General features: G+C 44.6%; 27 protein-coding genes. 12 read left to right on the top strand and 15 right to left on the bottom strand.

Annotated elements, in window-relative coordinates; all coding sequences use genetic code 11:
- Positions 1-144: 144 nt before the first annotated feature.
- The 6 genes from VHA02S_RS10365 to VHA02S_RS10390 all read right to left on the bottom strand — a co-directional run bounded on the left by VHA02S_RS10365 (position 145) and on the right by VHA02S_RS10390 (position 3014).
- Positions 145-483, bottom strand: a complete 339-nt coding sequence (locus tag VHA02S_RS10365) for a hypothetical protein (RefSeq protein ID WP_029791121.1) — start codon at positions 481-483, stop codon at positions 145-147.
- Positions 474-857 carry a hypothetical protein gene (locus tag VHA02S_RS10370; protein ID WP_005445549.1) on the bottom strand — a complete coding sequence of 128 codons (384 nt, stop codon included), beginning with the start codon at positions 855-857 and terminating at the stop codon, positions 474-476. Before VHA02S_RS10370 ends, VHA02S_RS10365 begins: the two co-directional genes overlap by 10 nt.
- Entirely contained in the window at positions 857-1117 is a 261-nt protein-coding gene (locus VHA02S_RS10375; protein WP_005445548.1) for a hypothetical protein, read from the bottom strand. The genes VHA02S_RS10370 and VHA02S_RS10375 overlap by 1 nt, the downstream gene beginning before the upstream one ends.
- A 152-nt stretch (positions 1118-1269) precedes the next feature.
- Complete coding sequence (locus tag VHA02S_RS10380) at positions 1270-1692, bottom strand: hypothetical protein (RefSeq protein WP_038897604.1); 423 nt, start codon at positions 1690-1692, stop codon at positions 1270-1272.
- Between the two features lie 21 nt (positions 1693-1713).
- Positions 1714-1953, bottom strand: a complete 240-nt coding sequence (locus tag VHA02S_RS10385) for a hypothetical protein (RefSeq protein WP_038897603.1) — start codon at positions 1951-1953, stop codon at positions 1714-1716.
- A gap of 182 nt (positions 1954-2135) precedes the next feature.
- Positions 2136-3014 (bottom strand): AEC family transporter, encoded by an 879-nt coding sequence (locus tag VHA02S_RS10390; protein WP_009701053.1) that lies wholly within the window; start codon positions 3012-3014, stop codon positions 2136-2138.
- A 526-nt stretch (positions 3015-3540) separates the two neighbouring features.
- On the opposite strand from VHA02S_RS10390, the gene ihfA reads away from it, so the two are divergent.
- Complete coding sequence (gene ihfA, locus VHA02S_RS10395) at positions 3541-3837, top strand: integration host factor subunit alpha (RefSeq protein ID WP_005445544.1); 297 nt, start codon at positions 3541-3543, stop codon at positions 3835-3837.
- Positions 3838-3980: 143 nt separating this feature from the next.
- Here the strand turns inward: ihfA and VHA02S_RS10400 are convergent, their stop codons facing one another.
- Positions 3981-4754, bottom strand: a complete 774-nt coding sequence (locus tag VHA02S_RS10400; RefSeq protein WP_005445543.1) for a nucleotidyltransferase family protein — start codon at positions 4752-4754, stop codon at positions 3981-3983.
- A 336-nt stretch (positions 4755-5090) separates the two neighbouring features.
- On the opposite strand from VHA02S_RS10400, the gene VHA02S_RS10405 reads away from it, so the two are divergent.
- A complete protein-coding gene (locus VHA02S_RS10405; RefSeq protein ID WP_038897602.1) occupies positions 5091-5741 on the top strand; it encodes a thiopurine S-methyltransferase in 651 nt (216 codons plus the stop codon).
- A gap of 77 nt (positions 5742-5818) precedes the next feature.
- On the opposite strand, the gene purT is transcribed toward VHA02S_RS10405, so the two are convergent.
- The 8 genes from purT to VHA02S_RS10445 form a co-directional block, all read right to left on the bottom strand.
- Complete coding sequence (gene purT, locus VHA02S_RS10410; RefSeq protein ID WP_038897600.1) at positions 5819-6994, bottom strand: formate-dependent phosphoribosylglycinamide formyltransferase; 1176 nt, start codon at positions 6992-6994, stop codon at positions 5819-5821.
- 148 nt (positions 6995-7142) lie between these two features.
- Complete coding sequence (cdd, locus tag VHA02S_RS10415) at positions 7143-8030, bottom strand: cytidine deaminase (RefSeq protein WP_005445539.1); 888 nt, start codon at positions 8028-8030, stop codon at positions 7143-7145.
- A gap of 255 nt (positions 8031-8285) precedes the next feature.
- Positions 8286-8963, bottom strand: coding sequence for an LrgB family protein (locus tag VHA02S_RS10420; RefSeq protein WP_005445538.1), 678 nt, complete (start codon positions 8961-8963; stop codon positions 8286-8288).
- Between the two features lies 1 nt (position 8964).
- On the bottom strand, positions 8965-9339 hold the full coding sequence (locus VHA02S_RS10425) for a CidA/LrgA family protein (RefSeq protein ID WP_005445537.1): 375 nt from the start codon (positions 9337-9339) through the stop codon (positions 8965-8967).
- Positions 9340-9397: 58 nt separating this feature from the next.
- Positions 9398-10819, bottom strand: coding sequence for an exodeoxyribonuclease I (sbcB, locus tag VHA02S_RS10430; protein WP_005445536.1), 1422 nt, complete (start codon positions 10817-10819; stop codon positions 9398-9400).
- Between the two features lie 161 nt (positions 10820-10980).
- Positions 10981-11661: a DUF1826 domain-containing protein gene (locus VHA02S_RS10435; RefSeq protein WP_005445535.1), complete on the bottom strand. Its 681-nt coding sequence runs from the start codon at positions 11659-11661 to the stop codon at positions 10981-10983.
- Between the two features lie 221 nt (positions 11662-11882).
- Complete coding sequence (locus tag VHA02S_RS10440) at positions 11883-13256, bottom strand: L-cystine transporter (RefSeq protein WP_038897599.1); 1374 nt, start codon at positions 13254-13256, stop codon at positions 11883-11885.
- A gap of 194 nt (positions 13257-13450) precedes the next feature.
- The gene (locus tag VHA02S_RS10445; protein ID WP_038897598.1) at positions 13451-14146 is read right to left on the bottom strand and encodes an NAD(P)H-binding protein; all 696 of its coding nucleotides are present in this window, start codon (positions 14144-14146) and stop codon (positions 13451-13453) included.
- A 721-nt stretch (positions 14147-14867) separates the two neighbouring features.
- On the opposite strand from VHA02S_RS10445, the gene VHA02S_RS10450 reads away from it, so the two are divergent.
- From VHA02S_RS10450 to VHA02S_RS10495, 10 genes are all read left to right on the top strand, one after another.
- Positions 14868-15479 (top strand): flavin reductase family protein, encoded by a 612-nt coding sequence (locus tag VHA02S_RS10450; RefSeq protein WP_017190319.1) that lies wholly within the window; start codon positions 14868-14870, stop codon positions 15477-15479.
- A 19-nt stretch (positions 15480-15498) separates the two neighbouring features.
- On the top strand, positions 15499-16542 hold the full coding sequence (gene cobT, locus VHA02S_RS10455; RefSeq protein WP_080640343.1) for a nicotinate-nucleotide--dimethylbenzimidazole phosphoribosyltransferase: 1044 nt from the start codon (positions 15499-15501) through the stop codon (positions 16540-16542).
- A complete protein-coding gene (locus tag VHA02S_RS10460; protein ID WP_026000344.1) occupies positions 16542-17348 on the top strand; it encodes an adenosylcobinamide-GDP ribazoletransferase in 807 nt (268 codons plus the stop codon). Before cobT ends, VHA02S_RS10460 begins: the two co-directional genes overlap by 1 nt.
- The gene (gene cobU / locus VHA02S_RS10465; RefSeq protein ID WP_038897596.1) at positions 17345-17878 is read left to right on the top strand and encodes a bifunctional adenosylcobinamide kinase/adenosylcobinamide-phosphate guanylyltransferase; all 534 of its coding nucleotides are present in this window, start codon (positions 17345-17347) and stop codon (positions 17876-17878) included. Before VHA02S_RS10460 ends, cobU begins: the two co-directional genes overlap by 4 nt.
- 11 nt (positions 17879-17889) lie before the next feature.
- Complete coding sequence (gene cobC / locus VHA02S_RS10470) at positions 17890-18504, top strand: alpha-ribazole phosphatase family protein (protein WP_038897595.1); 615 nt, start codon at positions 17890-17892, stop codon at positions 18502-18504.
- An 82-nt stretch (positions 18505-18586) separates the two neighbouring features.
- Positions 18587-20386, top strand: a complete 1800-nt coding sequence (locus tag VHA02S_RS10475; RefSeq protein WP_038897594.1) for a M3 family oligoendopeptidase — start codon at positions 18587-18589, stop codon at positions 20384-20386.
- A 238-nt stretch (positions 20387-20624) separates the two neighbouring features.
- Positions 20625-21653: a succinylglutamate desuccinylase gene (locus VHA02S_RS10480; RefSeq protein WP_038897593.1), complete on the top strand. Its 1029-nt coding sequence runs from the start codon at positions 20625-20627 to the stop codon at positions 21651-21653.
- 102 nt (positions 21654-21755) lie between these two features.
- Positions 21756-22751, top strand: coding sequence for a vitamin B12 ABC transporter permease BtuC (btuC, locus tag VHA02S_RS10485; protein WP_009697375.1), 996 nt, complete (start codon positions 21756-21758; stop codon positions 22749-22751).
- Positions 22738-23505: a vitamin B12 ABC transporter ATP-binding protein BtuD gene (btuD, locus tag VHA02S_RS10490; protein ID WP_080640342.1), complete on the top strand. Its 768-nt coding sequence runs from the start codon at positions 22738-22740 to the stop codon at positions 23503-23505. Before btuC ends, btuD begins: the two co-directional genes overlap by 14 nt.
- Positions 23506-23592: 87 nt before the next feature.
- Entirely contained in the window at positions 23593-24009 is a 417-nt protein-coding gene (locus tag VHA02S_RS10495) for a lysozyme inhibitor LprI family protein (protein ID WP_009697380.1), read from the top strand.
- Positions 24010-24129 lie beyond the last annotated feature (120 nt).

Below are 24129 nucleotides of genomic sequence, written 5' to 3' on the forward strand. Positions count from 1 at the left end.
TTTGATATGCCTCTACCATTAAAAGGTTTCTCTAGGTCATCTGTTTAAAAGCGCAGTGCCACAGCTTAATCGATAACTGAAGAACACCAGCGCCTTTCTTAAACGTTAACTTGATAGGTAGTTCGTGCTTGCAGGTTCTACTCTCTAGGACTGATTAATATAGCTTTGAAAATACAGTAAAAATGCAGAGATCTTCTGTGCATTCACTTGTTCACCCGCGCAACCAAGTTCTAACCAAAGTTTTTTAATATTCTTCTCTATGAGTGAGCCCCTTTTAGCTGCTGGTGGCACAGAGTTAGACGGCGGTTCTCCACAGCAAAGTTCAATATCGATGTTCTGCGATACATCTTTTAGGCATATACGTAGCCACACTTTTTGTCCTTGTTCTTGAGCTTTCGTCACAATAGCGTTTATGGTTTTCGAGTTGCTCTCTAATGAATCAATGACTACTCCACAGCAATCAATGGAAATAATTAATGCCACTGCTTATCCTTTTTTAGCTTTTCATCACTCTCACGTCTCTGACACCCTTCGAGGTAGCGGATAAAATCACATACGCCCTGAACGTTAACGTTCCCACCTTCGCACCGGAACATAGACCAGAGATCCGCCAGCTTACTTTCGAGCTGGGTTAGCGGTTTTCGTCTTGGGCTGTTTGTGGTTGTTGCTATTCTTGGTGCATTACCGCATGCAAGCCGAATGTTAATATCTTGCTTCAAATCTCGGACAATCACAGACACCCATACCTTAGATTTGCGGTCTTTTGCTCTGTTAACGAGTCCGGTTACCCATTCCCTGTCTATCTCTCGTGTTGTTGCTGAGACTCCACAAATATCAATAAATACTTCTAACGCCATTATTCGCCACCAATTTCAAACCATTTTTTATCAATAGAAAGTTTCACCATATTTTTCATTTCTCTAATGATGTCTTCACTCAGTTCAGTGTGTACATAAAAGAAGATTCGAGGTGTATTTCCATATCCATTTGGCATGAGGGTATATTCATCATTGCCAAATTTTATTGTTGAAGAGAATTTGATGGCATCAAGCGTAGTTACAACTTTTGCTAAGTGTTCATAGCCACCTAGAAAAATTACAAGGCACTCTTTATCCATATAATTACAACTCCGTTGCAAGTGTTGAGAGATTTTAGGCTAATCGATAAATTGCTCAAAAAGCGAGACTCAAAAAAGAGACATGGTTAATTTAGCCGTAAAATTTAGATTGCGAATTTGTTAAATAAACAATGTCAGCGATAAAGTTTGCTTCAATCTCCTTTGAGCAATGCTTGCATTCTTTCATTTAAAAATACTTCTGGTACATCTTCAGAGGCGTATGCGTGGACGGTCTTCCCGTCGGAAAACTGAGTGACTAATTCATAGGAATTGGTTATTAGATTATCGAGGACCTCACGAGTTCGGTTCACCCTTGTAGGTATCCACCCCAGAATTCTGTGTTCAAATTCTCGATCCCAATGACCACCAATAAATTCGACTTTAACAATTTGAGGGATATACCGTTCTGCGATTGAATACTTCGTACAGTATATTTTGTAAGGTTTGTCATAGTTAGGGTCTGTTAAGCCAAATAAAGAATATTTATCTCCATTTTTATCTACCGTTAAGGGTAGAGAGTTGAGGGAAATATTTTCACCATGGCTCTCACCGCCAATAAAAATAACTTCGTACATTATCTGTCCTCCATTAAGCCTCTATTTATTTTTCATCGGAATTTCGACTAATTGAATCAGTTCATTTTGTTCTTCATCTGTCAAAGTGGAGTGCACATAAATGAAGTTTCTAGGTGAATTACCAAGTCCTTTTGGGAGTAGAACGTATTCGTCATCGCCAAAGCACACTGTTGGTGTAAATTTGATTGTGTTGAGTGTTGTTGTGATTTCCTCTAAGTGATGAGCACCACCGAGAAAAATCACACGGCATGTCTTATCCATAAAATTACAACTCCTTTGTAAATTTGCGGAGGGTTCAGGCTAATAGATAAAACACTCAAAAAGCGAGGTATAAAGGCTAGATAAGGTGAATTTATTGTTAAAAATTAGATTTCAAATTTGAAGCGTTACGTTGTGATTTGTTAAACGTTGCTTGATGTTGATGGATTATGTGGAGGCATGGTTCAAGCAAGTGATAAAGCGAACGTTAGTAGCAGCGGTAGAGTAATAATGCTTAAAAAGTTGCCAAACAAGACCATAGAAGCAACGTTCAGAGGTTCGATATTGAGTCGTTCAGCAAACAAGTAGTTCATTACAGCTGGTGGCAACATGGTAAACAACACCATCATCTGTAATTGCATGATTGGCAATGGTATCAAGGTATAGATTAAGGCAAAGGCGAGTGCTCCGGTACCGAGTGATTGAAGTGTGCACCAAAGACCCACTCGAAGACCATCCCATCTTAAATGGCGCATTTGTGCTCCCAATGATAACAACATAACTGGGACGGCGGCCTGCCCAAGTAATGTGGTCGCTTCAAAAAGAGGAGACCAAATACCAATACCAGAAATGTTGATAAGCAACGCGAGCAAAGCGGATAAGAAGATCGGCATTTTGACGATTTGTTTAAGCGGATTGCCATTACTCAGTAGCATAACGCCAAGGCTTATATGTAGGCATGCTGAAACGACAAAAAGCAATACTGCGGAGGGAAGGGCGATTTCCCCAAAGGTGTAAGTAAACAGCGGTATCGCTAAGTTACCGCTGTTTCGAAACATGTGTGGTGGAGCCCATGCTTTGAATGATAATCCGCAAAACTTCGCGATGGGAACCATCACAATGCCAGGTACTACGACAGCAATAAGCGCGGCTAGTAGCAAGGGGACTTGCCCCATGCTGAGTGGCATACCGACAAGAGAAGAAAATACCAGTGCCGGAGTAAACACATCCATATTGATGCGATTGATTGGGCGAAAATCGGGCTTGAGGCATCGACCAACTAAGTAACCTACGCAAACCAAGACAAAGACGGGAAATAAGATACTGATGACTTGGTGCAACATGGCGGCTCTTTCGCGTGGTGAAAACAGGGATAAACAGTAACAACCTTTCAGTTAACCGTCATGGAGCAATCAATAGAATTTTGTCGCTGTTCAAGCTTTCATGCTCCTAGTGTCACGCTATATCTGAATAACAAGTCTGCTAAATAGGACCGACCAGATCTATTTTCAAACGTACTCAACTTACTGAAAAGGTAAGAAGTTTTGTGTCAATTGTTTGTAAAGTAGCCAGTATCTGACATTTTTATTAAATAGTGATTAATGTTGTTTTGAGTTTTAAATCTAGTAATTTGAACTGGATATTTTTGCCGTTGGAGAGGGAATTAAAGGAAAATCTGGAAATGGTGGTGGGTAAACTATCTGCGTGGTGCAACATTCCGTATATTAGCAAAGAAAAAAGTTGGCGAAAATCATAAGCTTGGCATACACTTCCTGATGTAACCCCGATATGTTGTTGAATTGGTAGGGTAAAACTGCTCTGGCGCTACACTAAGGTAGCATTGTTTAACATAGCTTTGAGGAAAGTTTTATGGCGCTCACAAAAGCCGAACTTGCAGAAAACCTGTTTGATAAATTGGGATTTAGTAAACGGGACGCCAAGGAAACGGTGGAAGTGTTCTTTGAAGAGATTCGTAAGGCACTAGAAAGTGGCGAACAGGTAAAACTGTCAGGTTTTGGTAACTTTGACCTTCGTGACAAGAATGAACGACCTGGTCGTAACCCGAAAACTGGCGAAGATATTCCTATTACTGCTCGACGTGTCGTTACGTTCCGCCCGGGTCAGAAGTTGAAAGCTCGCGTAGAGAACCTAAAGACCGACCAGTAAGCCATGTAACATGGAATGAGACCACGCTTTGTCGTGGTCTTTTTGTTTGTGGCTTTCATTACTGACTAAAGAACAAATAAAAACCACCGCAATTGCGGTGGTTTTTCAGTATTCAGGGAATCAGTTTCTAAAATACTGTTTGCTTAGGCTGCTTCTAGGTGCGTCGTTAGGTAAGGATGCCAAGCCTCTTGATACAAGTTTTTAGATTGAGTACGCATGTTACGAATTGATGCCATCTCGATATCATTTAGGTTACGACCTTCAACCAGAGCTTGACGTTCCAGTTTCTGAATTTGCTCGTACAAATCATGCTCCGGACCACTTTTTACATCAGCAATCGCTTTTAGATGCAATTGGACTTCAGCAATTAGGTTGGTTTTTGGTAAACGGACCAACAAGTTGAGATCACGATAACCAGAAGCCGTTGGTTTTTTAAAGCGGTTTTTTACTTTAACAATGGTTGTTTCGCGCTCTAACGTTTCATATACCGACACCAAGCTTGCTACGTCATTTGCAACGATAGTTGCACGGGCTAAGTCGGTGATACGTTCTACTTGACCGTCAAGTTCGTGGGCGATTTTCTCTTCGGCGCGGTGCTGAGATTTAACGCCAGCAAAATAAGGCTGTGCGTCAGTGAGAAGGGCAGTACTCTTACAGATGGTTTCTAGCTCAAACTGCGCTTGGTGCGCTTTGCTGTAAAGTACGTCGAAATCTGAATAAGGCTGTGTTGGTTTGGAGTCGATTGACTGAATGCCATACAAACCACTAAGGCTATGTTTAAACAATTTTGAGCAAACTTCGTTTTGGCTAGCAGAACGGTCTTGCTCGTTACTCGGGACATTTGGAAGTGCGGCGAAAGCCGGCGCACGGCTTAGTACTAATAGCATCAATGCCGTAGTACGTAGAAATAAGCTCATTCACTCTCCTTAACTTGCTTGCACTTAGAAAATGGGTAACGAAAAGGTCACTAAGATTCGCAAATCAGGTACTACCTAGTTAATGGGGTCTCTACGATAGATTCCAAGGTTGATTTTCAACCTTATGGTGGAATCGTGTTCTAGATCACCATTTTGCTTTCCTTTATTCTGACCATCAGAACAAGGAAGGGTTCCTTCTTGAACGTTAGCCATACTAACATTGCAGTATTAACCAAAGATGAACGGCATAGACAAATTTGAAAAAATCATTAGTCTTAGCCCACAAAAGTGAAGCGCAAAGCTCGAATCCACTATCAGCCGACAAGTAGAAGAATCATGAGAGATCAAGAATTTTGGCACAATAAATGGGCCAGTAACCAAATTGGTTTTCATCTAGAAGACGTGAACCCACTATTGCCTGCATTTTGGCAACATACGGCTGCAAAGCGTGATGATAAAGTTTTGGTGCCTCTGTGTGGTAAGTCAGAGGATTTGATTTGGTTAGCGACCAAACACGACGAAGTTCAGGGCGTTGAGCTAAGCCAAATTGCGGTAAGAGCGTTTTTTGCTGAGCATTTTTACACACCAACGGTAACGCCTGTTAATGGTATGCACGAGTTATATCAGTTTGATGAGCTGTCGATTTATACGGGTGATTTCTTTACCGCCCCAGTATCTAAAGCCGATATCATTTACGATCGCGCTGCGTTAGTGGCTCTTCCTAAAGAGATGCGAGCAGAATATGCTGCTCGTGTTAAGCAATTGCTAAATCCTGGCGGTCGTATCTTGTTGGTCACGTTGAACTACCCGCAAGAAGAGATGGCAGGACCTCCTTTTAGTGTTCCTGTAGAAGAGATTGAACAGTTATTTTCCGGTTATAAGATCACATGCTTAAACGTAGATCAAGCCGATGATAATCACCCTAAAATTGCCAAAAAGGGTCTGAGTCACCTCTCTGAAGAAGTGTATTTAATTGAAAGTGAATAGGGTAATCGAGTTTATACAAATTAAAAAGCGCAGCCAATTGGGCTGCGCTTTTTGTTTCTCTGAGTGAACTAGCGAAATCAGTAAACGATCTGTACTTTAGAAGCGCTGCTCACTGCATCTTCAATCGAATCTTCGATAGTCTTACGACGCGTTAGAACAACGCCTAAACGACGGCGACCATCGATTTCAGGCTTACCAAACAAACGAACTTGAGTTTGTGGTTGAGCCAGAGCATTGGCAAGATTATCAAAGCGAATATCTGTTGATGTACCTTGCCCTAGGATGACAGCTGACGCGGACGGGCCGTATTGAATGATACTGTTGATTGGCATGCCAGTGAACGCACGAACATGCAGAGCAAACTCAGACATTTCCTGAGAAATCATAGTTACCATGCCAGTGTCGTGTGGACGAGGTGAAACTTCGTTGAAAATTACTTTATCACCTTTCACGAACAGCTCTACACCGAAGATGCCGTAACCACCGAGCGCATTTACGACTTTCTCCGCTGTGTATTCTGCTGCTTTAATCGCAGTATCTGACATTGCTTGTGGTTGCCACGACTCTCGGTAGTCACCATCTTCTTGACGATGTCCAATTGGTGCGCAGAAATGGACGCCATCTTTCGCTCGTACTGTCAGCAGCGTAATTTCATAGTCGAAGTCAATAAAGCCTTCGACGATCACACGACCAGCACCAGTACGACCGCCTTCTTGCGCGTACTCCCACGCTGCTTGCACATCTTGTTCTGTTTTGATGACGCTTTGTCCTTTACCAGACGAACTCATCACAGGTTTTACTACACAAGGGATACCAACGTGCTCAACTGCCGCTTTAAAGTTATCAAAGTTATCTGCAAACTGATAAGGAGAAGTCGTTAAGTTTAGCTCTTCAGCTGCAAGACGACGGATGCCCTCGCGGTTCATAGTCAACTTAGTTGCTTTCGCTGTCGGAACGACGTTCACGCCTTTTTCTTCTAGCTCAACTAATTTGTCTGTTGCGATAGCTTCAATTTCCGGAACCACATAAGCAGGTTGCTCTTTCTTGATGATTTCTTCTAATGCTTTGCCATCAAGCATATCGATGACGTAGCTGCGATGAGCGACTTGCATTGCTGGTGCGTCAGCATAACGGTCACACGCGATCACTTCTAAACCAAGACGTTGACATTCAATTGCTACTTCTTTACCAAGCTCGCCAGAGCCCAGAAGTAATACACGGGTAGCATGAGTGCTAGTAGCAGTACCAAACATAGTGTTCCCTTACAAAATAAAGTGGTGGAAGCGAATTTTCAGGGGATCATACTGATTTTTGCGAACGAAGCAAACGTTTGCGTGTGATTTTAAACAATAAAAAAAGGCCCTGCGTCATGCAGAGCCTCTCTCATAAGAGCATTGTGAGTTAAATGTTAACAAAACTCACTGGAATATCTGGGTTCAGTGCCTCTAGTGTTGATTGAGTATCGGCTAGGTGGCTGATCTTACCCTGTGAGTTTTCGACTAGTGCTGCGGCTTTGATGTCTTCAAACTGCTCGCCTGCCATCAGGATTTGAATTAAGGCAACCTGAAGTGGTGGAAGGCTAGGGTTGAACGCTGCGTTTTCTGCGTAAGCACCTTGGAATACACGACCACTATTCATCTCAAGAGCGATGCCACTTAAGTTGTTAGTGTATGGAGCGTGACTGATGTTCATCGCAGTAACTGCTTTTTGGATCAGAGTGTCGTTGTCATCGCAAGCAAACTCGTGTTTCACTTCTGCCATTAGACCTGATTGGATACCAAGATCAGCAGGACCGAATGCTTCAGGAAGATAGTCGTGTAGCGATTTTTCTTCACGCTCTGGCAATTGGATCTTTAATTCTTTCGCCGTAGTTAGCTCATTCATGAACTGACGACAGTGACCACAAGGGCTGTAGTTAATGGTGATATCTTTAACACCACGTTCGCCTTTCATCCAAGCATGGCTAATCGCGCATTGTTCAGCATGAACAGTTTGACCTAACTGAACACCAAAAAACTCCATGTTCGCACCGAAGTAAAGGCGACCAGATAGACCACGAACAATCGCGCCTACATAGAATTCAGAAATCGGTGCGTAAGAAAACGCAGCGGCAAAAGGAAGTAGAGCAACACGAAGCTCTTTATCAGAAAGATTGGTAGCGTTCAGTAGCGCTTCAAACTGTTGCTCAGAAATAGTGGCATCAAAATCGTCAGAAAGGACGATAGGAGCAAGAGGTGTTGAAAGTGCTTCAGGAGCGCTTGCTAGCGCCTGTTCAATGCGACTTTTCATGTTGAATCCTTGTTATTGCATGGACAGTTATTCTATGTGAAAGGTGGAAATGTTCTGTGCTTTAGATCACGTTAATGTGTGTAATGATAATTTACGTTACATAATTAGAGTGAGCTCACACATGTATTCGATTTCACTAAGATTTAACGTTATCTCTGTCCCACTAATAACTATATCAACGTATATTCATACTGCGAATTTTCTAGAGGAGATTATGACCTGCTCACTTGATAGCAAAGCAGGTCATTGAGGTTATTATTGGTATAACCAAACCGCCAAAGCAAAGAAGCTTGGCGCGAGAATCGAGGTGATGATGCCACAAAGCACCAATGCAAGAGATGAGAACGCCGCGTCCCCCGGTTGTTTCTCAGCACATGTTGCGGTGCCGAGAGCGTGAGAAACAGTACCCATTGTTAGACCGCGCGCAATTGGATGCTTAATACCAATGATATTGAAGATCGGGTACGCGAGGATGGCACCAAACAAACCCACAATAAGCACTAAGATTGCCGCAACAGCTGCTTCTCCGCCTAAGTGGCTAGAGATTTCCATCGCGATAGGGGTCGTCACAGACTTACCAACCAAGCTGGCTATTAAGCTAATGTCAGCTTTAAATGCCACCGCAATGAGCGTAGCGGTAAGCATGGACATAACACTACCTAACGTGCAAGCCAGAGTGATAATGCGCCAATTGGCTTTGATTTGAGGCAGTTGTTCATAAAGTGGATATGCCAGCGCAACAACGGCGGGTTGAAGTAAAAAGCTGATGTATTCGTTGTCAGCGTAGTATGTTTCAAATGGCACTTTCAAAAAGGTTAGCAACGGGATTAATACCGCGATACTGATCAAAAGCGGGTTAGCAATCGGATTGTTCACCTTGATTGCAATTTGGCGTGCGGCAAGGAAAACCACAATAGTGACAAGTAACCACATACTAGTGCTTCTCCTTCAGTAAGTAATCTAAGAACCATGCCAAGCTGACCAATACGATCAGTGAGCCGCCTACTGCACTCGCAATAATTGGCAGTGCGTTAGCCAGTAGCATATCGAAGTGTTGCATCAGACCCACGCTGATAGGCACGAATAGCAGGATCATATAGCGGATGAATAGGGTTGCACCTGGCTTAACCCATTCCACTTTGACTAAGCCAAGGGTCATTGAGAAAAACAGCACAAGCATCCCGATGACACTTCCTGGAACAGAAATGCCAATGAATTTTTGAATGGTGTTGCCGATACCAAGTGCTCCCATGATGAGTGCGAGGGAGATGAGCAAATGGATCAGCTGTAGTAATCGATCTTTTATCATTTTGACAGCATATAAAACAACAAGCACACCCGAAGGTGCGCTTGAACAAGGTAAGAAATTAGGAGGCTAGGCTCTCTACATAACGATAGACGGATTTTAATATTGCTATCTTCTTTTCGTCACTTTCATGTTCGTGAACTAAGTTTTCTAAATTCATCATGTACTCTTCAATCTGACTTTCGAAAACTTCACGACAATGTTGTGCCCAGCGTCTTTGTTCTTGTTCATCTAATGTGCCTGCATAATGGCGAGCACGGTAACGGAAAAGCAATGGCTTGATTCGTTTATCATCGAATTCAATGTCCAGTGCGGCTAAGTTATTCGGATCGGTTTCACGAATGATGTCCATAGCAGCGCGATCAGCAGGCGAGAAAAAGCCATCGTAAAGCTGCGTATCAACGTCATTACTCTTTTCGAATTCACGTTCTATAGAGAATAGACTAATCAGCTTCTCTCGGATCTCTGGGTGTTGGCGCAACAACGCTAAATTGTTTAAACATTGTTGGCGGTCAATACCAATGACTTCCGCATTTTCCGCGGTTAATGTTTTTGCTGGAGCGAGAATAGGGCACTTGTTCAGATGCACTAGCTTCACTGGTACGGGCAGTAAGTCGCCCAATTCGTCACGCTTGGTGTACAAGCGTTCTTTCAGTTCTTCCGCTGAAAGTTCAAGGATCGGCTGAGGATCTTTGGCTAAATCAATCGTGATAACAGCGTTGTTGTTGGTTGGGTGCCAAGCCACAGGCACAATCCAGCTTGTGTATTGGCATTCACGCCCAAGCATGCCTGATACATGCATCAACGGAGTCATATTGACAATATCAACCAGCTCATTGAGTTTGCGCTTGTTACGCATCGAGAAAAAGTAGTCAAATAGCTTAGGTTGGGCGGCTTTAACTTTCTTCGCCATTTCAATCGTGGCAATCACGTCGGCCATCGCATCGTGAGCATTGCTGTGTTCAATGCCATTCGCTACGGATAAATGCTCTAGCTTGAAGCTTGTAAAGCCTTCATCGTTCTCTGGCCATTCTACGCCTTCAGGACGCAGGGCGTGACATGCTCGCATCACGTCAAGCAAATCCCATCGTGAGTTGCCGTTTTGCCAGCTCCATGCGTATGGGTCGATGAAGTTTCGGTAGCAAGTGTAACGAGTGACTTCATCATCAAAACGTATGCTGTTGTAGCCAAGGCTAGTCGTCTTTGGTTTAGACAATTCAGCATGAATTTTGGCAATAAACTCAGGTTCAGGTAAGCCTTCTTGCATTGCTTTTTGTGGTGTAATACCAGTGATCAAAGCTGCTTCTGGCGAAGGAAGGTAATCAGCAGGTGGACGACAGTACATCACCAAAGGTTCACCAATGATATTGAAGTTTTCATCAGTGCGAACGCCTGCAAACTGGCTTGGGCGGTCTTTGGCTGGACTTGTTCCCCAAGTCTCGTAATCGAAAAAGAAAAAAGTGGGCTGATTGTCTTGGTGCATTCTGCTTACCGTTTACGGAACCGATAGGAGTATTAGACCATTCAACGCCTTGACTCGCAACGAAAGATGCAATGTGACGTTGTGAAAATGAAAAAGCCGAAGTGTCACTTCCGGCTTGAAGTTTTTTATTTGGTTAATGCTTGGACAATCGCTGATTTTTATTAGCCAAAATCAAGGGTGAGCAACAAACGAGCTTGATTCGATTGGATACTAGGCGAGCGATGAACCAGCCCTTTGTTTTCATTTCCGATCCAACGCTCACCTTTTAGCAGTGCAACGTCACCAACAGAAAGGTGCCTGATATCTGATTCTGCTCTGTATAAGCCGGATTCTGCATCCGAAAGCCCATGACTACCGCGACCGAGCTTTGAGCGATCAAGTACGTCATTAGCAATCCATTGAGTCGCAATGCCTTGGTAGGTAGTGACTAGGCGGCAGGGGACTTGATCAACGTGAAAACGGGGACACATCGCGCTATTGAGTGTCGCTAGGCGCAGTCCTGCGTCTTCTAACTCAAACAAATAGCAAAACATGTCGACTAACTCCACGATATTTCTCAACAATACATCCGGCGCCTGCCCATCGGTTGCGTATTGCAGTACTTCATAAGCATTTTCAGGAGATACATTCAGCGATTTATTGAAGTTAGGGTGGGAGGTGATGAACCGATTCGTGGCATCGGCAAGCGGTTGATCGAATTGTCGCCGCCAGATTGCGATATTGATGTCTTCTTGATAGATGTTCGCTAACACAGTTGGCTCTTCGCCTGAACTGAAACACGGCGCTCGAAGTGTGCATTCAAGAGCCTCAGTTGAAGTGGACTCGATTAAAGTTGAACTCATGACATTACCTCCGATGTTATCTGTGTTCATTTTGATATTTGTGAAATGTTATATCATAACAATACTGTTCAATAAATCAGTTTAGACAGTTAGCGAGTAGGGAGTAAGGCATTAATTGGAGAAGATAGGAAGGGGATGACTCTTCACTTTGGTGCGCTTAAATACAAAAAAGCCGATGGAGAAACCATCGGCTCAAACTGAGAGTTATTTTTTGAGAACAGCTACGCTTTTTGTTCTTCTAACTGTCCATTGTCGTTGGTGGATTTCAACAATCGGCTGGTAATGGTACCTGCAGTCATTGCACCAGAGACATTAAGTGCAGTTCGCGCCATATCAATTAGTGGCTCGATAGAGATCAGTAGCGCTGCGATTGTCACAGGCAAGCCCATCGCAGGCAGTACAATCAGGGCTGCAAAGGTTGCGCCGCCGCCGACACCGGCAATACCAAATGAGCTAATCGTGATGATGGCAATCAGTGACAGAATAAAGTTGATGTCTAGAGGATCGATACCCATTGTTGGCGCTACCATTACCGCAAGCATTGCTGGGTAGATACCTGCACAGCCGTTCTGACCGATAGTGGCACCGAAAGACGCTGACAAGTTCGCAATCGCTGGTGGTACGTTTAGCTTGGTGATTTGTGCTTCAACGTTAAGTGGAATCGTTGCCGCTGAACTGCGTGATGTGAATGCAAATGTCAGTACTGGCCAAATCTTTTTAAAGTACTCAGCAGGGCTAACGCCGACAAAAGAAACAAGTAGACCATGGACAAGGAACATCAGTGCAATTGCAACGTAAGATGCAACAATAAAGCCAAGCAAATTAAAAATGTCGGCAGCACTTGATGTTGCGACCACTTTCGCCATAAGGGCAGCAATACCATAAGGCGTTAATGCCATGATCATCTTAACCAGGCGCATAACCACGGATTGTGCCGCTTCCACAAAAGTACGAATTGGAGATTCCAACTCTTCTTTTTCTGCCATCACTTTACGTGCAGCGATACCTACTAAAACACCAAAGATAACCACAGCAATGATCGATGTAGAACGAGCCCCTGTAAGATCGGCAAACGGGTTAGTTGGAATAAAGCTTACTAACATCTGAGGAATCGTTAGGTCGCTTACTGATCCTACTCGACTCTCTAATACGGCAATACGAGCCGTTTCACGTGCACCTTCAGTTAATCCAGCGGCAGACAAACCAAATGTAGTCGTAACAAGAATACCGATCATGGCAGCAATGGCTGTTGTTACCAGCAAAACAGAAATCGTTAGACCAGAGATCTTACCCAGCGAACCGCCTTTCTCTAGCTTTACAACGGCGGAAATCATGGAAATCAATACCAAAGGCATAATCACCATTTTAAGCAGACCAACATAACCGCTGCCGACTATGCCGACCCATTCAAGTGTTTGTCCAATGACATCGCTGCCTTCGCCATAAATAAGTTGCAGTCCAAGACCGAAAAGAGAGCCCGTAACCAAGCCAATTAAAACCAAACGCGAGAGTGTGTTTTGTTTTTGTTGTTGGTTAAAAAGGAACATTAATATGGCGATAAACACCGCCAGAGAAGCAACCACTGCGAAATTCATAATCTTACCTTAGTAATCGGCATAAGAAGTGCTGATTAAATTTTATACGGAGCTATATACTGGTTGGGTAAGATACCGAGTGGGATATAACTTTAAAAATGATAAACAGGTATTAGATAGATCTAAAATGAATATAAAAATGCGACTCGACTCTCGTTGATGACTGATTTAGCGTAATATTTAGGCGAAATTTTTCAATCATAGTGCCTAATGAGATCAAGCATATCCTTTCTATGCAAATAAATGACTTTTTCTTCTTGATAGCTGAAAACTTGATAAATCATCGCTTTGGCTACGTCTTGAGCATGAACGGGTATAAAGTTCGCCAATTTACCAAGCATAAGCGGACGAATTACCTTAGAAAGTGTCTGAACAACCTTTTCATCCGTACGAGGATTTTCTCGCTGTCCGACCAGAGGTCCGGGCCTTGCGAACACCACTTCTTCAAAGCCCATCCTCTCGATATTTTTTTCCATATGTCCTTTGCAAGCTAGATAATGGGATGAAGAAGACGCTTTTGCGCCTAGACTTGAAACCACAGCGATGCGTTTTACACCGATCATCTTCATTTGTTGAGCAACTTTACATACCAATTCGGCGTCGATTTTTCGCAGAGCATCTTTGCTGCCAGCTTGTTTTAATGTGGTGCCGAGACAAATAAAACCGACGCGTGGAATCGGTTGCTGATCGTCCCAATCGTGGATTGTGAGCGCCGCGTCTAACAATGGGACAATTTTGTTATTTGGATCCTCGATACCAGTGATCGTTCGGCGGGAGAGAGAATATAGCGTTTCGATGCTAGGCTGTGAGACAAGTTTAGCCATGACTTCTTTCCCTACAAGACCTGTACCACCTGCAATAATCACACATGCGTTTGAATCGTTGCCCATTGTATCCTTCCTGTTTAAGAACAAGTGCTTAGGCTATTGTAGCGCATTTCTTCCACGAAGCTGCAGTCAGGTAGCTAATGTATGACATTTAATCAATCGAACTCAGTGAACCTAGCATCTCGAGGTTACTTAGGTATAGAAAGCTAAGCAAATAAAATACCCGCAAATAAAAAGACCCGCGGGACGAACGGGTCTTTTTTCCTAGGAGAATGATAAGGGTATGGATCGCCGAGATTGGCGTGGTGGGTTTGGCTTGCCTCTCTTAGCGGGGCGACGACTTTGATTGGCAAACATAATTTCTCGCTTTTTGTGTTAGGGACGATTTCTTTAAAGCATCACACGTGCCAACTTTCAGAATACAGGCGATGAGGAAATCAGCTCTCGTTTCATTTACGCCTAATCTTTGTTAGACGTGCTATTGTATAGTTTTTATTTATCAATGCCTTAAGTTGTTTGGTTAGACTGATATTGACCATCAGACGTTATCAATTAGAGCGCTGAAAAATAAATGACTGAGACTGAGTTGGTTTAAGTTGAATTCTTTCTTTAGTGGAACAAGCTTGTTGAAATAACATTTTTATCAATATGACTGTCGAATTGACAAAAAGCGCTGTCAAAAAGAGAAAATCAGATGAAATTGCACGGGAGAGGGGTACACTTGTTCTCTCAATTTGTCGGGAGTCTTATCTCTCTCGCGGTTTTCTAAGACCAAGGACGTCGTATGAACATAGATCTCAGTACGCTTGCGCCAACGCAGGTGTACCATTTGATGACTCAAACTGTCATTCCTCGCCCAATCGCTTGGGTGCTCACAGACTCAGGTGAGCAAAACTTCAACTTAGCGCCATTTTCCTACTTTACTGCGGTTTCTAGCCGTCCACCTTTATTGATGATTTCTGTGGGAAAAAAGCCCAATGGAGACATCAAGGACACCACGCGAAATGCATTAGAAACTGGTAAGTTGGTTATCCATATTGCACCCAGCGATCTCGCGGATAAAGTCACTTTATCTTCTGCCACATTAGAACATGGGGAATCTGAACTGGAGACGACTCAACTTGAGACGGTTGATTTCCAAGGTTTCGAATTACCACGCTTAGAGGGCGCGCCAATTGCATTCGGCTGTAAGTTGCATGAAGTGATAGAGATGGGGGAGACACCGCAAAGTTTAATCTTTGCAGAGATTGAACACATTTATGTCGATGAGCGGGTCATATCCATGGAGGGTGACCGTTTAAAAGTTGATGCCTTAGCTGTAGACCCATTAGCTCGGTTAGGCGGTAATGAATACGCCACGTTAGAAAAAACTTTTTCTGTCGCTCGTCCAAAATAAAGAATAAGGAATCATCATCATGGATCGCTCTTTTGCCTCAGAAATTCAAGCTCGCATTGATAACAAAACCAAACCATTAGGCGCTCTTGGTTTGCTCGAAAAAGTGGCGCTAGAACTGGCGTTAATTCAAAGCCAAGATAAGCCTCAAGCGGTTGAAAAAATAGAAATTCGCAAACCAACCATGTTGGTATTCGCTGGTGATCACGGCATCGCCGAAGAAGGGGTGAGTATTGCGCCCAGCGCTGTGACTCAACAAATGGTGGCGAATTTTCTCGCCGGTGGCGCCGCTATTAATTGTTTCTGCGATCTCAACCAAATTGACTTTAAGGTTGTTGACTGTGGCATGTTGTCACCGATCGATACCTTAGTTCCTGACTTTAAAAATCATCCCAACTTGATTGAGAAACGTCTCGGAAATGGTACGGCAAACTTTGCTAAACAAACGGCGATGTCCCTAGAACAAGTCGCGCTAGGTTTGGAATATGGTGCAAAGGTCGCGCAGCAGGCGATTCTTAATGGCTCGAACTTGTTGATGTTTGGTGAAATGGGGATTGGCAATACCAGTTCGGCATCGGCATTGTTAACAGCGTTGAGTCCATTGGAAGTCGACCATTGTGTTGGCTATGGTACTGGCATTACTCAAGAGCAACTCAACCGTAAAATCAAGCTAGTCGCACAAGGTGTGAATCGCTGCCGTGAGCTTGATACCAAAGGCGCGTTGGCTCAAGTCGGTGGGTTTGAAATCGTGCAAATGGTTGGCGCATTCTTAGAAGCGAAACGCCACAAAACGCCTATTTTAGTCGACGGATTTATCGTCTCTGTAGCCGCTTATGTCGCGACTTTATTGGATGAAGAGACGCGAGATTACATGCTGTTTGCTCATAACTCAGAAGAGAATGGGCATAAGTTTGTGTTGGAATGCCTACAAGCGGAGCCTCTCTTGGATCTTGGTTTGCGTTTAGGTGAAGGAACCGGAGCGGCGCTTGCTTTGCCACTGGTAAAAGCGGCGGCTCAGTTTTACAACAACATGGCGAGCTTTGAGAGTGCGGGAGTGACGGTTTAGTGTCTGCATCTGAGAATACCCACACTTCAGAGACTCGTTCTTTGCGCTATCAGAGTGAGCTTTTCTTGCTCGCAATAAGCTTTTTTAGCCGTATACCTGTGCCCGCAGATTTACCTTATAGTGAAACGCGCATGAACCAAGCAGGGCGATACTTTGCTTTGGTCGGTGTGTTGCTTGGGCTACTGTGCGCAGCTGTGTTTTCACTGGCAAGTTTATTGTTCCCAAACTCAGTTGCCATCGTGTTAACCATGGCTTTTAGCTTGCTGCTTACCGGCGCGTTCCATGAGGACGGTTTAACGGATATGGCGGATGGCATTGGCGGTGGTATGACGTTAGAGCGCCGCTTAACCATCATGAAAGACAGCCGCATCGGGACTTACGGAGCGGCAACGTTAATGATGGCGCTGCTGGCGAAGTTTGTATTTTGGAGCGAGTTAGCCAATGAACCTCAGTTTTGGCTGATGATCGTCGTGGCGTATACCGTGAGCCGAGCGTTGGCTGCCACTCTCATATATGACATGCCCTACGTTAGTGACGCGGATACCTCGAAAAGTAAACCGTTAGCGAACAAACAATCGAGCTTAGAAGTCGCGATACTGCTCTTAACTGGTGGGGTTGTAGCGTTGTTACTGGGTATGACTCAGGCAGCTGTGATTGTATTGGTATTGGCACTGTTTCGTGTGAGCTTTAAACGCTGGCTGACCAAACGTATCGGCGGATTTACTGGCGATTGCCTTGGTGCCGCGCAGCAGCTTGCAGAGTTGCTTGTTTATCTCACTCTTATCGCATTTAGTCATTCATTATGAAGCAACTTATTCTAGGTGGTGCACGCTCGGGAAAATCGAGCTTAGCAGAGAGCAGGGCGCAACAGTCGTCACAAAACAAAAACGGAACGCTTCACTATGTGGCGACGGCATTGCCTTTTGATGAAGAAATGAAGCAACGCATTGCTCACCATAAACAGCAACGAGGGGCTGGGTGGATTGAACATGAATGTCCGCTTAACTTGCCTGAGCTCATTTGTGAATTTTCGTCTCAAGATGTCGTGTTAGTTGATTGCCTTACGCTTTGGCTCAACAACTGGATCTTTGAACTCGGTGATGACTGCTGTAATGAGCGGTTAGAAGAAAAAATTGAGCGGTTGGTAAATGCGATAGCACAATCGGAAGCGACGCTGATTTTTGTCTCTAACGAAGTCGGTATGGGCATTGTGCCGCTCGGCGCTGTCAGTCGCTACTTTGTAGATAATGCGGGACGGATGAATCAAAAACTGGCGACCGTGTGTGAGCGAGTCACGTTTGTCGCTGCGGGTTTGCCGCTTGAGCTCAAACCATAGGACGGGAAGAAATGAAAACGTTGAATATCTACTTACTGCGACACGGGAAAGTGAACGCAGCCCCAGGTTTACACGGACAAGCCGATTTAAAAGTCGATGAAGCTGAGCAATACAAAATTGCGCAAGCCTGGCAACAAACGGGTCGAGAAGTAGAAGGGATCATCAGCTCTCCTTTGTCACGTTGTCACGACCTTGCTGAGATACTTGCTGAGCAGCAACTTTTGCCTTTAAGTATGGAGCCACAACTTCAAGAATTGGATTTTGGTGATTTCGACGGCATCCCATTTGACATGCTTTCTGAGCACTGGAATAAGCTCGATACGTTTTGGAAAGCACCAGCACAACACACCTTACCGAATGCTGAGAGCTTGGATGATTTCTCTCATCGTGTAACTTGTGCTTGGTCTCAAATCATTAATGATATCAATGACAACTTGCTAATTGTCACGCATGGTGGCGTAATTAGAATGATTCTTGCCCATGTATTGGGTGTAGATTGGCGCAATCCGCGATGGTATTCGGCATTAGCGATAGGAAATGCGTCAGTAACACATATAACAATTACCATCGATGATCAGATTTACGCCTCAGTTCGTTCGATAGGCGTACCACTATTTGAAAATTAGTCACGGAAGTAGCCAACGCTTGGATCTCTACCGAGTTTAAGAGAGAAAAGGGCTGGCTCGATTACATCAAAAGGAACCATAAATGACCGCTCCTAGCTGGGATTTATCCATCGTTTATAACGATCTCGCTGACCCACGAATTCAAGATGACATTGCCCTTGTAGAGCAATGCATTGACCTACTCAATAAACAGTCTGCCGATTGTAACTCTGTTGAAGTGATGCAAAACGCAATCTTAACCAGTGAGGCGGCAAGCCGTTTGGCTGGCACGATTGCGAACTTCGCAAACTGTTACGCGTCAGTGGATGCGACAAATGCAGAGGCGAAAGCACTGCTGGGTCGTATGACGCGTATTTTCTCTGAGCTTTCTCAAGCTTACAGTGCGTTTGAGCTTAAATTGACTCACGCTGATGAAGAGTTCATTACTCGCGTTTTGGAGCATGAAAATCCAGACATCAGTGGTCAGGCGTTTTCAATCCTAAACTCTCGCAAACTGGCTGACACACGCTTAAGCACCGAGGAAGAAAAGCTATTAGCGGCAATGAGCGTGGATGGAAAATCTGCGTGGGGTAAGTTATACAACAACCTCACGGGCTCTTTGAAAGTGAAGCTTGACTACGCTGATGGTGAAAGTGAAGAGCTTGGCTTCTCGCAAGCAGCAAGCATTCTTTACGGCTCTGAATTTGATCGCCAAGAAGCTGCATGGCGTGGTGTTCAGAGGGCGATGGCGACACATCAAGAGTCTTTTGCTTCTATCCTTAACGCGCTTTCAGGTTGGCGTTTAACAGAGAACAAAAAGCGTTCTACCAAACGTGATGTTCATTTCCTTGATCCAAGCTTGCATGGCAGCCGAATTAAAGCGGAAACGTTGGATGCCATGATGAAAGTCGCTAAAGACAGCCGTGAGATTGGTCAAAAAGCCGGTTTGCTAATGGCGAAGGTCCACGGTCTGGATGAGATGAAACCATGGAATCATCTTGCTGCGATGCCTGCTTTGAGTGGCGAAGCGAAAGTTTATCCATTTGATGAAGCAATCGACGTCATTTGTGAAGCGTTCGAAACCGTGAATCCAGATATGTCGGAGTTTGTCCGCATGATGGTACAAAACGGCTGGATTGATGCCGCGCCTAATGCCAATAAACGCCTTGGTGCATACTGTACTAAGCTGCCGGCGACGCGTACGCCGCTTGTGTTTATGACTTGGAGTGGTAGCCGCTCAGACCTGATGACGCTTGCTCATGAGCTTGGTCATGCCTTCCACAACTGGGTGATTCGTGACTTGCCGCTTTGCCAAACGTACTACCCGATGACGTTGGCAGAAACCGCTTCAATTTTCGCTGAAAACATCGTTCGCGATCATCTGATTTCAAAAGCAGAAAGTGTGGATGACAAGCTCGAAATGCTGTGGGAAGAGCTCTCTTCGGCGTTAGCGCTGATGATCAATATTCCAGTTCGTTACGAATTCGAAAAAGCCTTCTACGAGCGTCGCCAAGAGGGCGAACTGACAGCAGATGACTTCTGTGAGCTGATGTCAGAAACGTGGAAAGATTGGTATGGCGATGTGATGAGCGAGGCTGACCCTTATTTCTGGGCGAGCAAACTGCACTTCTCAATCTCTGGGGTGAGCTTCTACAACTACCCATATTTGTTCGGCTTCTTGTTCAGTAAAGGTATCTACGCTCAACGTGAAGCTAAAGGGGAGCGTTTCTACGACGATTACGTAGATCTATTACGTGACACTGGCAACATGATGGCTGAAGAGGTTGTCGAGAAGCATCTTTCAATGGATCTAACGCAACCCGAATTCTGGCAGCAGAGTGTGGAGCTAGTTCGTGACAAAGTAGACGAATTTGAACGTTTACTCGCACAACGTGGTGAATAAACGCTAAAAGTTGATCAAATCATAATGATCTTCTTTAGGGCTGTGGTAAAGTTCACAGCCCTAACACTTTGTAATTGTTTAAAAAATAAACGCCTCAATGCTTGATTTGAGTGCATGGCGCGAAAAGGTATGGGATTTTAAATAAATTTGGTGGCTTCTACTCATAAGTGGGATCGCAACAACAAAAATCCTTTGTACAATTTATTAACATACCCGCCGTGCTATTAAGGAGTAACGCATGACGAAGTCTCTCTTTCGCCAATCGTTTTTAACTGACACGTTAGATGTTCATATTGATGTCGCGCCAGCGGAGCAGGTGCTGTCTAATGGTGTAAAACTTAAACTCTATCAGCGTGGTGTGCTAGAAGTGATTCCTGACGAATACACTCAGGAAACCAAGAACGTCATCATCTCTTGTGGTGTCCACGGGGATGAAACCGCACCGATGGAGCTGGTGGATTCAATTATCAAAGACATCGAATCCGGCTTCCAGAAAGTCGAGTCTCGATGCTTGTTCATTATCGCTCACCCAGAATCGACTCTGGCGCACACGCGATTTTTAGAAGAAAACCTTAATCGACTGTTTGATGAGAAAGAGCACGAGCCAACCAAAGAGCTTGCGATTGCTGACACTCTCAAATTGTTAGTCAGAGATTTCTATCAAGATACGGCAGCGGAAACACGCTGGCACTTAGATTTGCACTGTGCGATCCGTGATTCAAAGCACTACACCTTTGCGGTGAGTCCGAAAACGCGTCATCCTGTTCGTAGCAAAGCTTTGATTGATTTTCTCGACAGTGCACATATTGAAGCCGTGCTACTGTCTAACTCACCAACCAGCACATTCAGTTGGTTCAGTGCAGAGAACTATGGCGCTCAAGCTTTGACGATGGAACTGGGTCGTGTGGCTCGCATTGGTGAAAACGACTTAGACAAACTGACTGCGTTCGATTTGTCACTGCGTAACCTAATTGCAGAGGCGAAAGCTGAGCACTTGTCTAAGCCATGTATCAAGTACCGTGTGAGTCGTACGATTGTGCGCTTGCACGAAGATTTCGATTTCATGTTTGATGACAACGTCGAGAACTTTACATCATTCGTTCACGGCGAAGTGTTTGGTCACGATGGTGACAAACCGTTGATGGCGAAGAACGATAACGAAGCCGTTGTTTTCCCAAATCGCCACGTCGCGATTGGTCAACGCGCAGCATTAATGGTGTGTGAAGTGAAAACGCGCTACGAAGATGGCGAGTTAGTCTACGATTAATGCCATATCGCTTTAATTTCGGCGAATAAAGCGTGCGAACACATTTGCAATTTACCGAGGCTTAACTGTAAGGTTAAGCCTCGTTTGTATTTATCGGCTACTATGGATTTTCAACAACTTATCCTGAACAAGGAACGACGCTGGCAACGCAATCTTTTGATCATGTCAGTGATTCTCGTGCTGCTCTCTGCTATCCACTTGATGGTCGGAGAGGTATTCCTTTCTCCTTTTCAGTCTCTCTCTGCATTTGAACAAAAACTCTTGTTGGATTTACGTCTGCCACGTTTGGTTTCTGCCGCTATTATTGGTGCTGCTCTGGCGGTCTCTGGTGCTACCTTACAAGTTCTGCTTGGCAACGTATTAGCCGAACCCGGCGTTCTCGGGATCTCCGGTGGCGCGAGCTTGGCAATGGTGCTAGTCATGTTTGCCTTGCCAGTTTTACCTTCTCCGATGATCTTTATGTTGGCTGCCATTGCCGGTTCGATGCTGTTTACCGTCATATTGGTTGGTATCGCAAGGGCAATGCATCTCACTACTGCAAGGCTGCTGCTCGTCGGCGTTGCACTGGGTATTTTGTCGAGCGCCATTGTGACGTGGGCATTCTACTTTAGCGATGACTTAAGCCTACGTCAGTTAATGTACTGGCTAATGGGCAGCATTGGTGGGGCAAGTTGGTATCAGCACACCGTTACTTTGGTCATGCTACCGGTGCTGATTTGGCTCTGCTGCAAGGGCAAACCGCTTGATAAGTTGATGTTAGGGGAAATCCATGCCACTCAATTGGGTATTGATGTTCATCAGATGCGCTGGAAACTCATTTTGGCAATTTCCATTCTCGTTGGTGGCTCCGTTGCATTGGGGGGGATCATTAGCTTTGTGGGCTTAGTCGTACCGCATCTGCTTCGATTGGCGTTTGGTACAGAAAACCGCTACCTGCTGCCTCTGTCGGCAATATCTGGCGCAGCCTTATTGGTGTTTGCTGATATCGGCGCGCGTTTGTTACTTGATTCCGCTGAGTTGCCGCTTGGAGTGATGACCACTTCTATCGGTGCTCCTATCTTCATTTGGATGCTGGTGAAAAGTCATGATGCACGTTAAGCACATCGCAGTGGGAAGTCGACTGCTACCGCTCTCCTTTGAATGTAAGCCGGGTGAGGTTGTCCATGTCGTGGGTCCAAACGGCTCCGGGAAAAGCACATTACTTGGTGCGATATCTGGTACCTTAACTCAGCGTGAAGGCGTGAGTGGGGAAGTACTTGTCGACAATAAAAACTTACTAGCAATGCCACTTTCAGAACAAGCGCATATTCGTGGGTATCTGTGTCAGCAATCAAGGCCCGCATTCAATGTCGATGTCTTTCAATACTTAGCACTTTCATTGCCTACGGGTGCCAATATCGGTGATGAGAAAGTACGAGACGCAGTCAATATCGTTATTGCGCTGGTGCAACTGCAAGACAAGCTTCATCGAAGCATTCAGACATTATCCGGCGGTGAATGGCAACGTGTCCGTCTAGCCGGGGTGTGCTTGCAAGTGTGGCGAACAATTAACCCTTACTCTCAGCTATTGATTTTGGATGAACCCGCAGCGCCGCTCGATATTGCCCAAGAAGGGCTGCTATATCAGCTCATTAATGCAGTCGCAGCGCAAGGCATCGGGGTGTTGGTCGCAAACCACGATTTAAATCGAACGTTAAGGCATGCTGACAAGGTACTGCTGCTCAATAACGGCGTATTGCATTCATTAGGTCATGCCGATGAAGTACTCACGGAAGAGGGCTTGGCAGAAGTTTTCCAAACTCAAGTTCGTAAAGTCGTATTGGAAGATAGACCCTATTTGATTTTTGATTGAGGCGTATATTAAAGCGACGCTTCAAGACACTAACGTTTAACCATGACCCCAAATGGCGTCGGCTTGAGCTCTTTTTTGGAGAAAGGAATGAAAAAATACGTGATTGTGGCTCTAACGAGTTTGTCGTCTATGGCATTTGCTCAAGAAGAAGCGATTGATTGTAATAACGCGGTCAGTACCCTCGAGATTAATCAGTGTGCAGCCATTGAGTTAGAGGCTGCTCAAAAGCAACTAAATAAGTATTTGGAAACGAGTTTCGAACATAATTCTTATGATCCTGAGCTGATTAAAGCGATTCAAGTTGCACAAAAAGATTGGCAAGCGTATGTGACGTCGCATTGTGATTCGGTATATACGCAGTGGCGTGAAGGGACAATTCGTGGCGTGATGGCTATTTCCTGCGAAACTCAATTAACTCAACAAAGAACTCACGAAATTTGGCAAAACTTCTTAACCTACATGGATAGTACGCCACCGGTTTTACCCGAACCAAATGTTGAGTAGTGTTACTTAAACGCGGATAGCTTCGTTTTTTAAAACGCGTCAACGTACTTAACCTCAACACGGCTTCTATCACGCTAAACGGTATAGCGGATGAGAGATACTGTTTAGCCCACTCAGGCA

It is taken from the genome of Vibrio harveyi NBRC 15634 = ATCC 14126 = KCTC 12724 (assembly GCF_001591145.1).
Taxonomy (GTDB): domain Bacteria; phylum Pseudomonadota; class Gammaproteobacteria; order Enterobacterales; family Vibrionaceae; genus Vibrio; species Vibrio harveyi.

What these genes read in the sequence shown, in the direction of transcription:
- cobU (WP_038897596.1), top strand. Translation starts at nt 17,345, where the DNA reads ATGAAGCAACTTATTCTAGGTGGTGCACGCTCGGGAAAATCGAGCTTA.
- ihfA (WP_005445544.1), top strand. Translation starts at nt 3,541, where the DNA reads ATGGCGCTCACAAAAGCCGAACTTGCAGAAAACCTGTTTGATAAATTG.
- VHA02S_RS10425 (WP_005445537.1), bottom strand. Translation starts at nt 9,339, where the DNA reads ATGATAAAAGATCGATTACTACAGCTGATCCATTTGCTCATCTCCCTC.
- VHA02S_RS10480 (WP_038897593.1), top strand. Translation starts at nt 20,625, where the DNA reads ATGACGAAGTCTCTCTTTCGCCAATCGTTTTTAACTGACACGTTAGAT.
- btuD (WP_080640342.1), top strand. Translation starts at nt 22,738, where the DNA reads ATGATGCACGTTAAGCACATCGCAGTGGGAAGTCGACTGCTACCGCTC.
- VHA02S_RS10420 (WP_005445538.1), bottom strand. Translation starts at nt 8,963, where the DNA reads ATGTGGTTACTTGTCACTATTGTGGTTTTCCTTGCCGCACGCCAAATT.
- VHA02S_RS10495 (WP_009697380.1), top strand. Translation starts at nt 23,593, where the DNA reads ATGAAAAAATACGTGATTGTGGCTCTAACGAGTTTGTCGTCTATGGCA.
- VHA02S_RS10405 (WP_038897602.1), top strand. Translation starts at nt 5,091, where the DNA reads ATGAGAGATCAAGAATTTTGGCACAATAAATGGGCCAGTAACCAAATT.
- purT (WP_038897600.1), bottom strand. Translation starts at nt 6,994, where the DNA reads ATGTTTGGTACTGCTACTAGCACTCATGCTACCCGTGTATTACTTCTG.
- cobT (WP_080640343.1), top strand. Translation starts at nt 15,499, where the DNA reads ATGGATCGCTCTTTTGCCTCAGAAATTCAAGCTCGCATTGATAACAAA.
- VHA02S_RS10450 (WP_017190319.1), top strand. Translation starts at nt 14,868, where the DNA reads ATGAACATAGATCTCAGTACGCTTGCGCCAACGCAGGTGTACCATTTG.
- sbcB (WP_005445536.1), bottom strand. Translation starts at nt 10,819, where the DNA reads ATGCACCAAGACAATCAGCCCACTTTTTTCTTTTTCGATTACGAGACT.
- VHA02S_RS10445 (WP_038897598.1), bottom strand. Translation starts at nt 14,146, where the DNA reads ATGGGCAACGATTCAAACGCATGTGTGATTATTGCAGGTGGTACAGGT.
- VHA02S_RS10390 (WP_009701053.1), bottom strand. Translation starts at nt 3,014, where the DNA reads ATGTTGCACCAAGTCATCAGTATCTTATTTCCCGTCTTTGTCTTGGTT.
- VHA02S_RS10370 (WP_005445549.1), bottom strand. Translation starts at nt 857, where the DNA reads ATGGCGTTAGAAGTATTTATTGATATTTGTGGAGTCTCAGCAACAACA.
- VHA02S_RS10440 (WP_038897599.1), bottom strand. Translation starts at nt 13,256, where the DNA reads ATGAATTTCGCAGTGGTTGCTTCTCTGGCGGTGTTTATCGCCATATTA.
- btuC (WP_009697375.1), top strand. Translation starts at nt 21,756, where the DNA reads ATGGATTTTCAACAACTTATCCTGAACAAGGAACGACGCTGGCAACGC.
- VHA02S_RS10385 (WP_038897603.1), bottom strand. Translation starts at nt 1,953, where the DNA reads ATGGATAAGACATGCCGTGTGATTTTTCTCGGTGGTGCTCATCACTTA.
- VHA02S_RS10380 (WP_038897604.1), bottom strand. Translation starts at nt 1,692, where the DNA reads ATGTACGAAGTTATTTTTATTGGCGGTGAGAGCCATGGTGAAAATATT.
- cdd (WP_005445539.1), bottom strand. Translation starts at nt 8,030, where the DNA reads ATGAAAAGTCGCATTGAACAGGCGCTAGCAAGCGCTCCTGAAGCACTT.
- VHA02S_RS10475 (WP_038897594.1), top strand. Translation starts at nt 18,587, where the DNA reads ATGACCGCTCCTAGCTGGGATTTATCCATCGTTTATAACGATCTCGCT.
- VHA02S_RS10400 (WP_005445543.1), bottom strand. Translation starts at nt 4,754, where the DNA reads ATGAGCTTATTTCTACGTACTACGGCATTGATGCTATTAGTACTAAGC.
- cobC (WP_038897595.1), top strand. Translation starts at nt 17,890, where the DNA reads ATGAAAACGTTGAATATCTACTTACTGCGACACGGGAAAGTGAACGCA.
- VHA02S_RS10375 (WP_005445548.1), bottom strand. Translation starts at nt 1,117, where the DNA reads ATGGATAAAGAGTGCCTTGTAATTTTTCTAGGTGGCTATGAACACTTA.
- VHA02S_RS10435 (WP_005445535.1), bottom strand. Translation starts at nt 11,661, where the DNA reads ATGAGTTCAACTTTAATCGAGTCCACTTCAACTGAGGCTCTTGAATGC.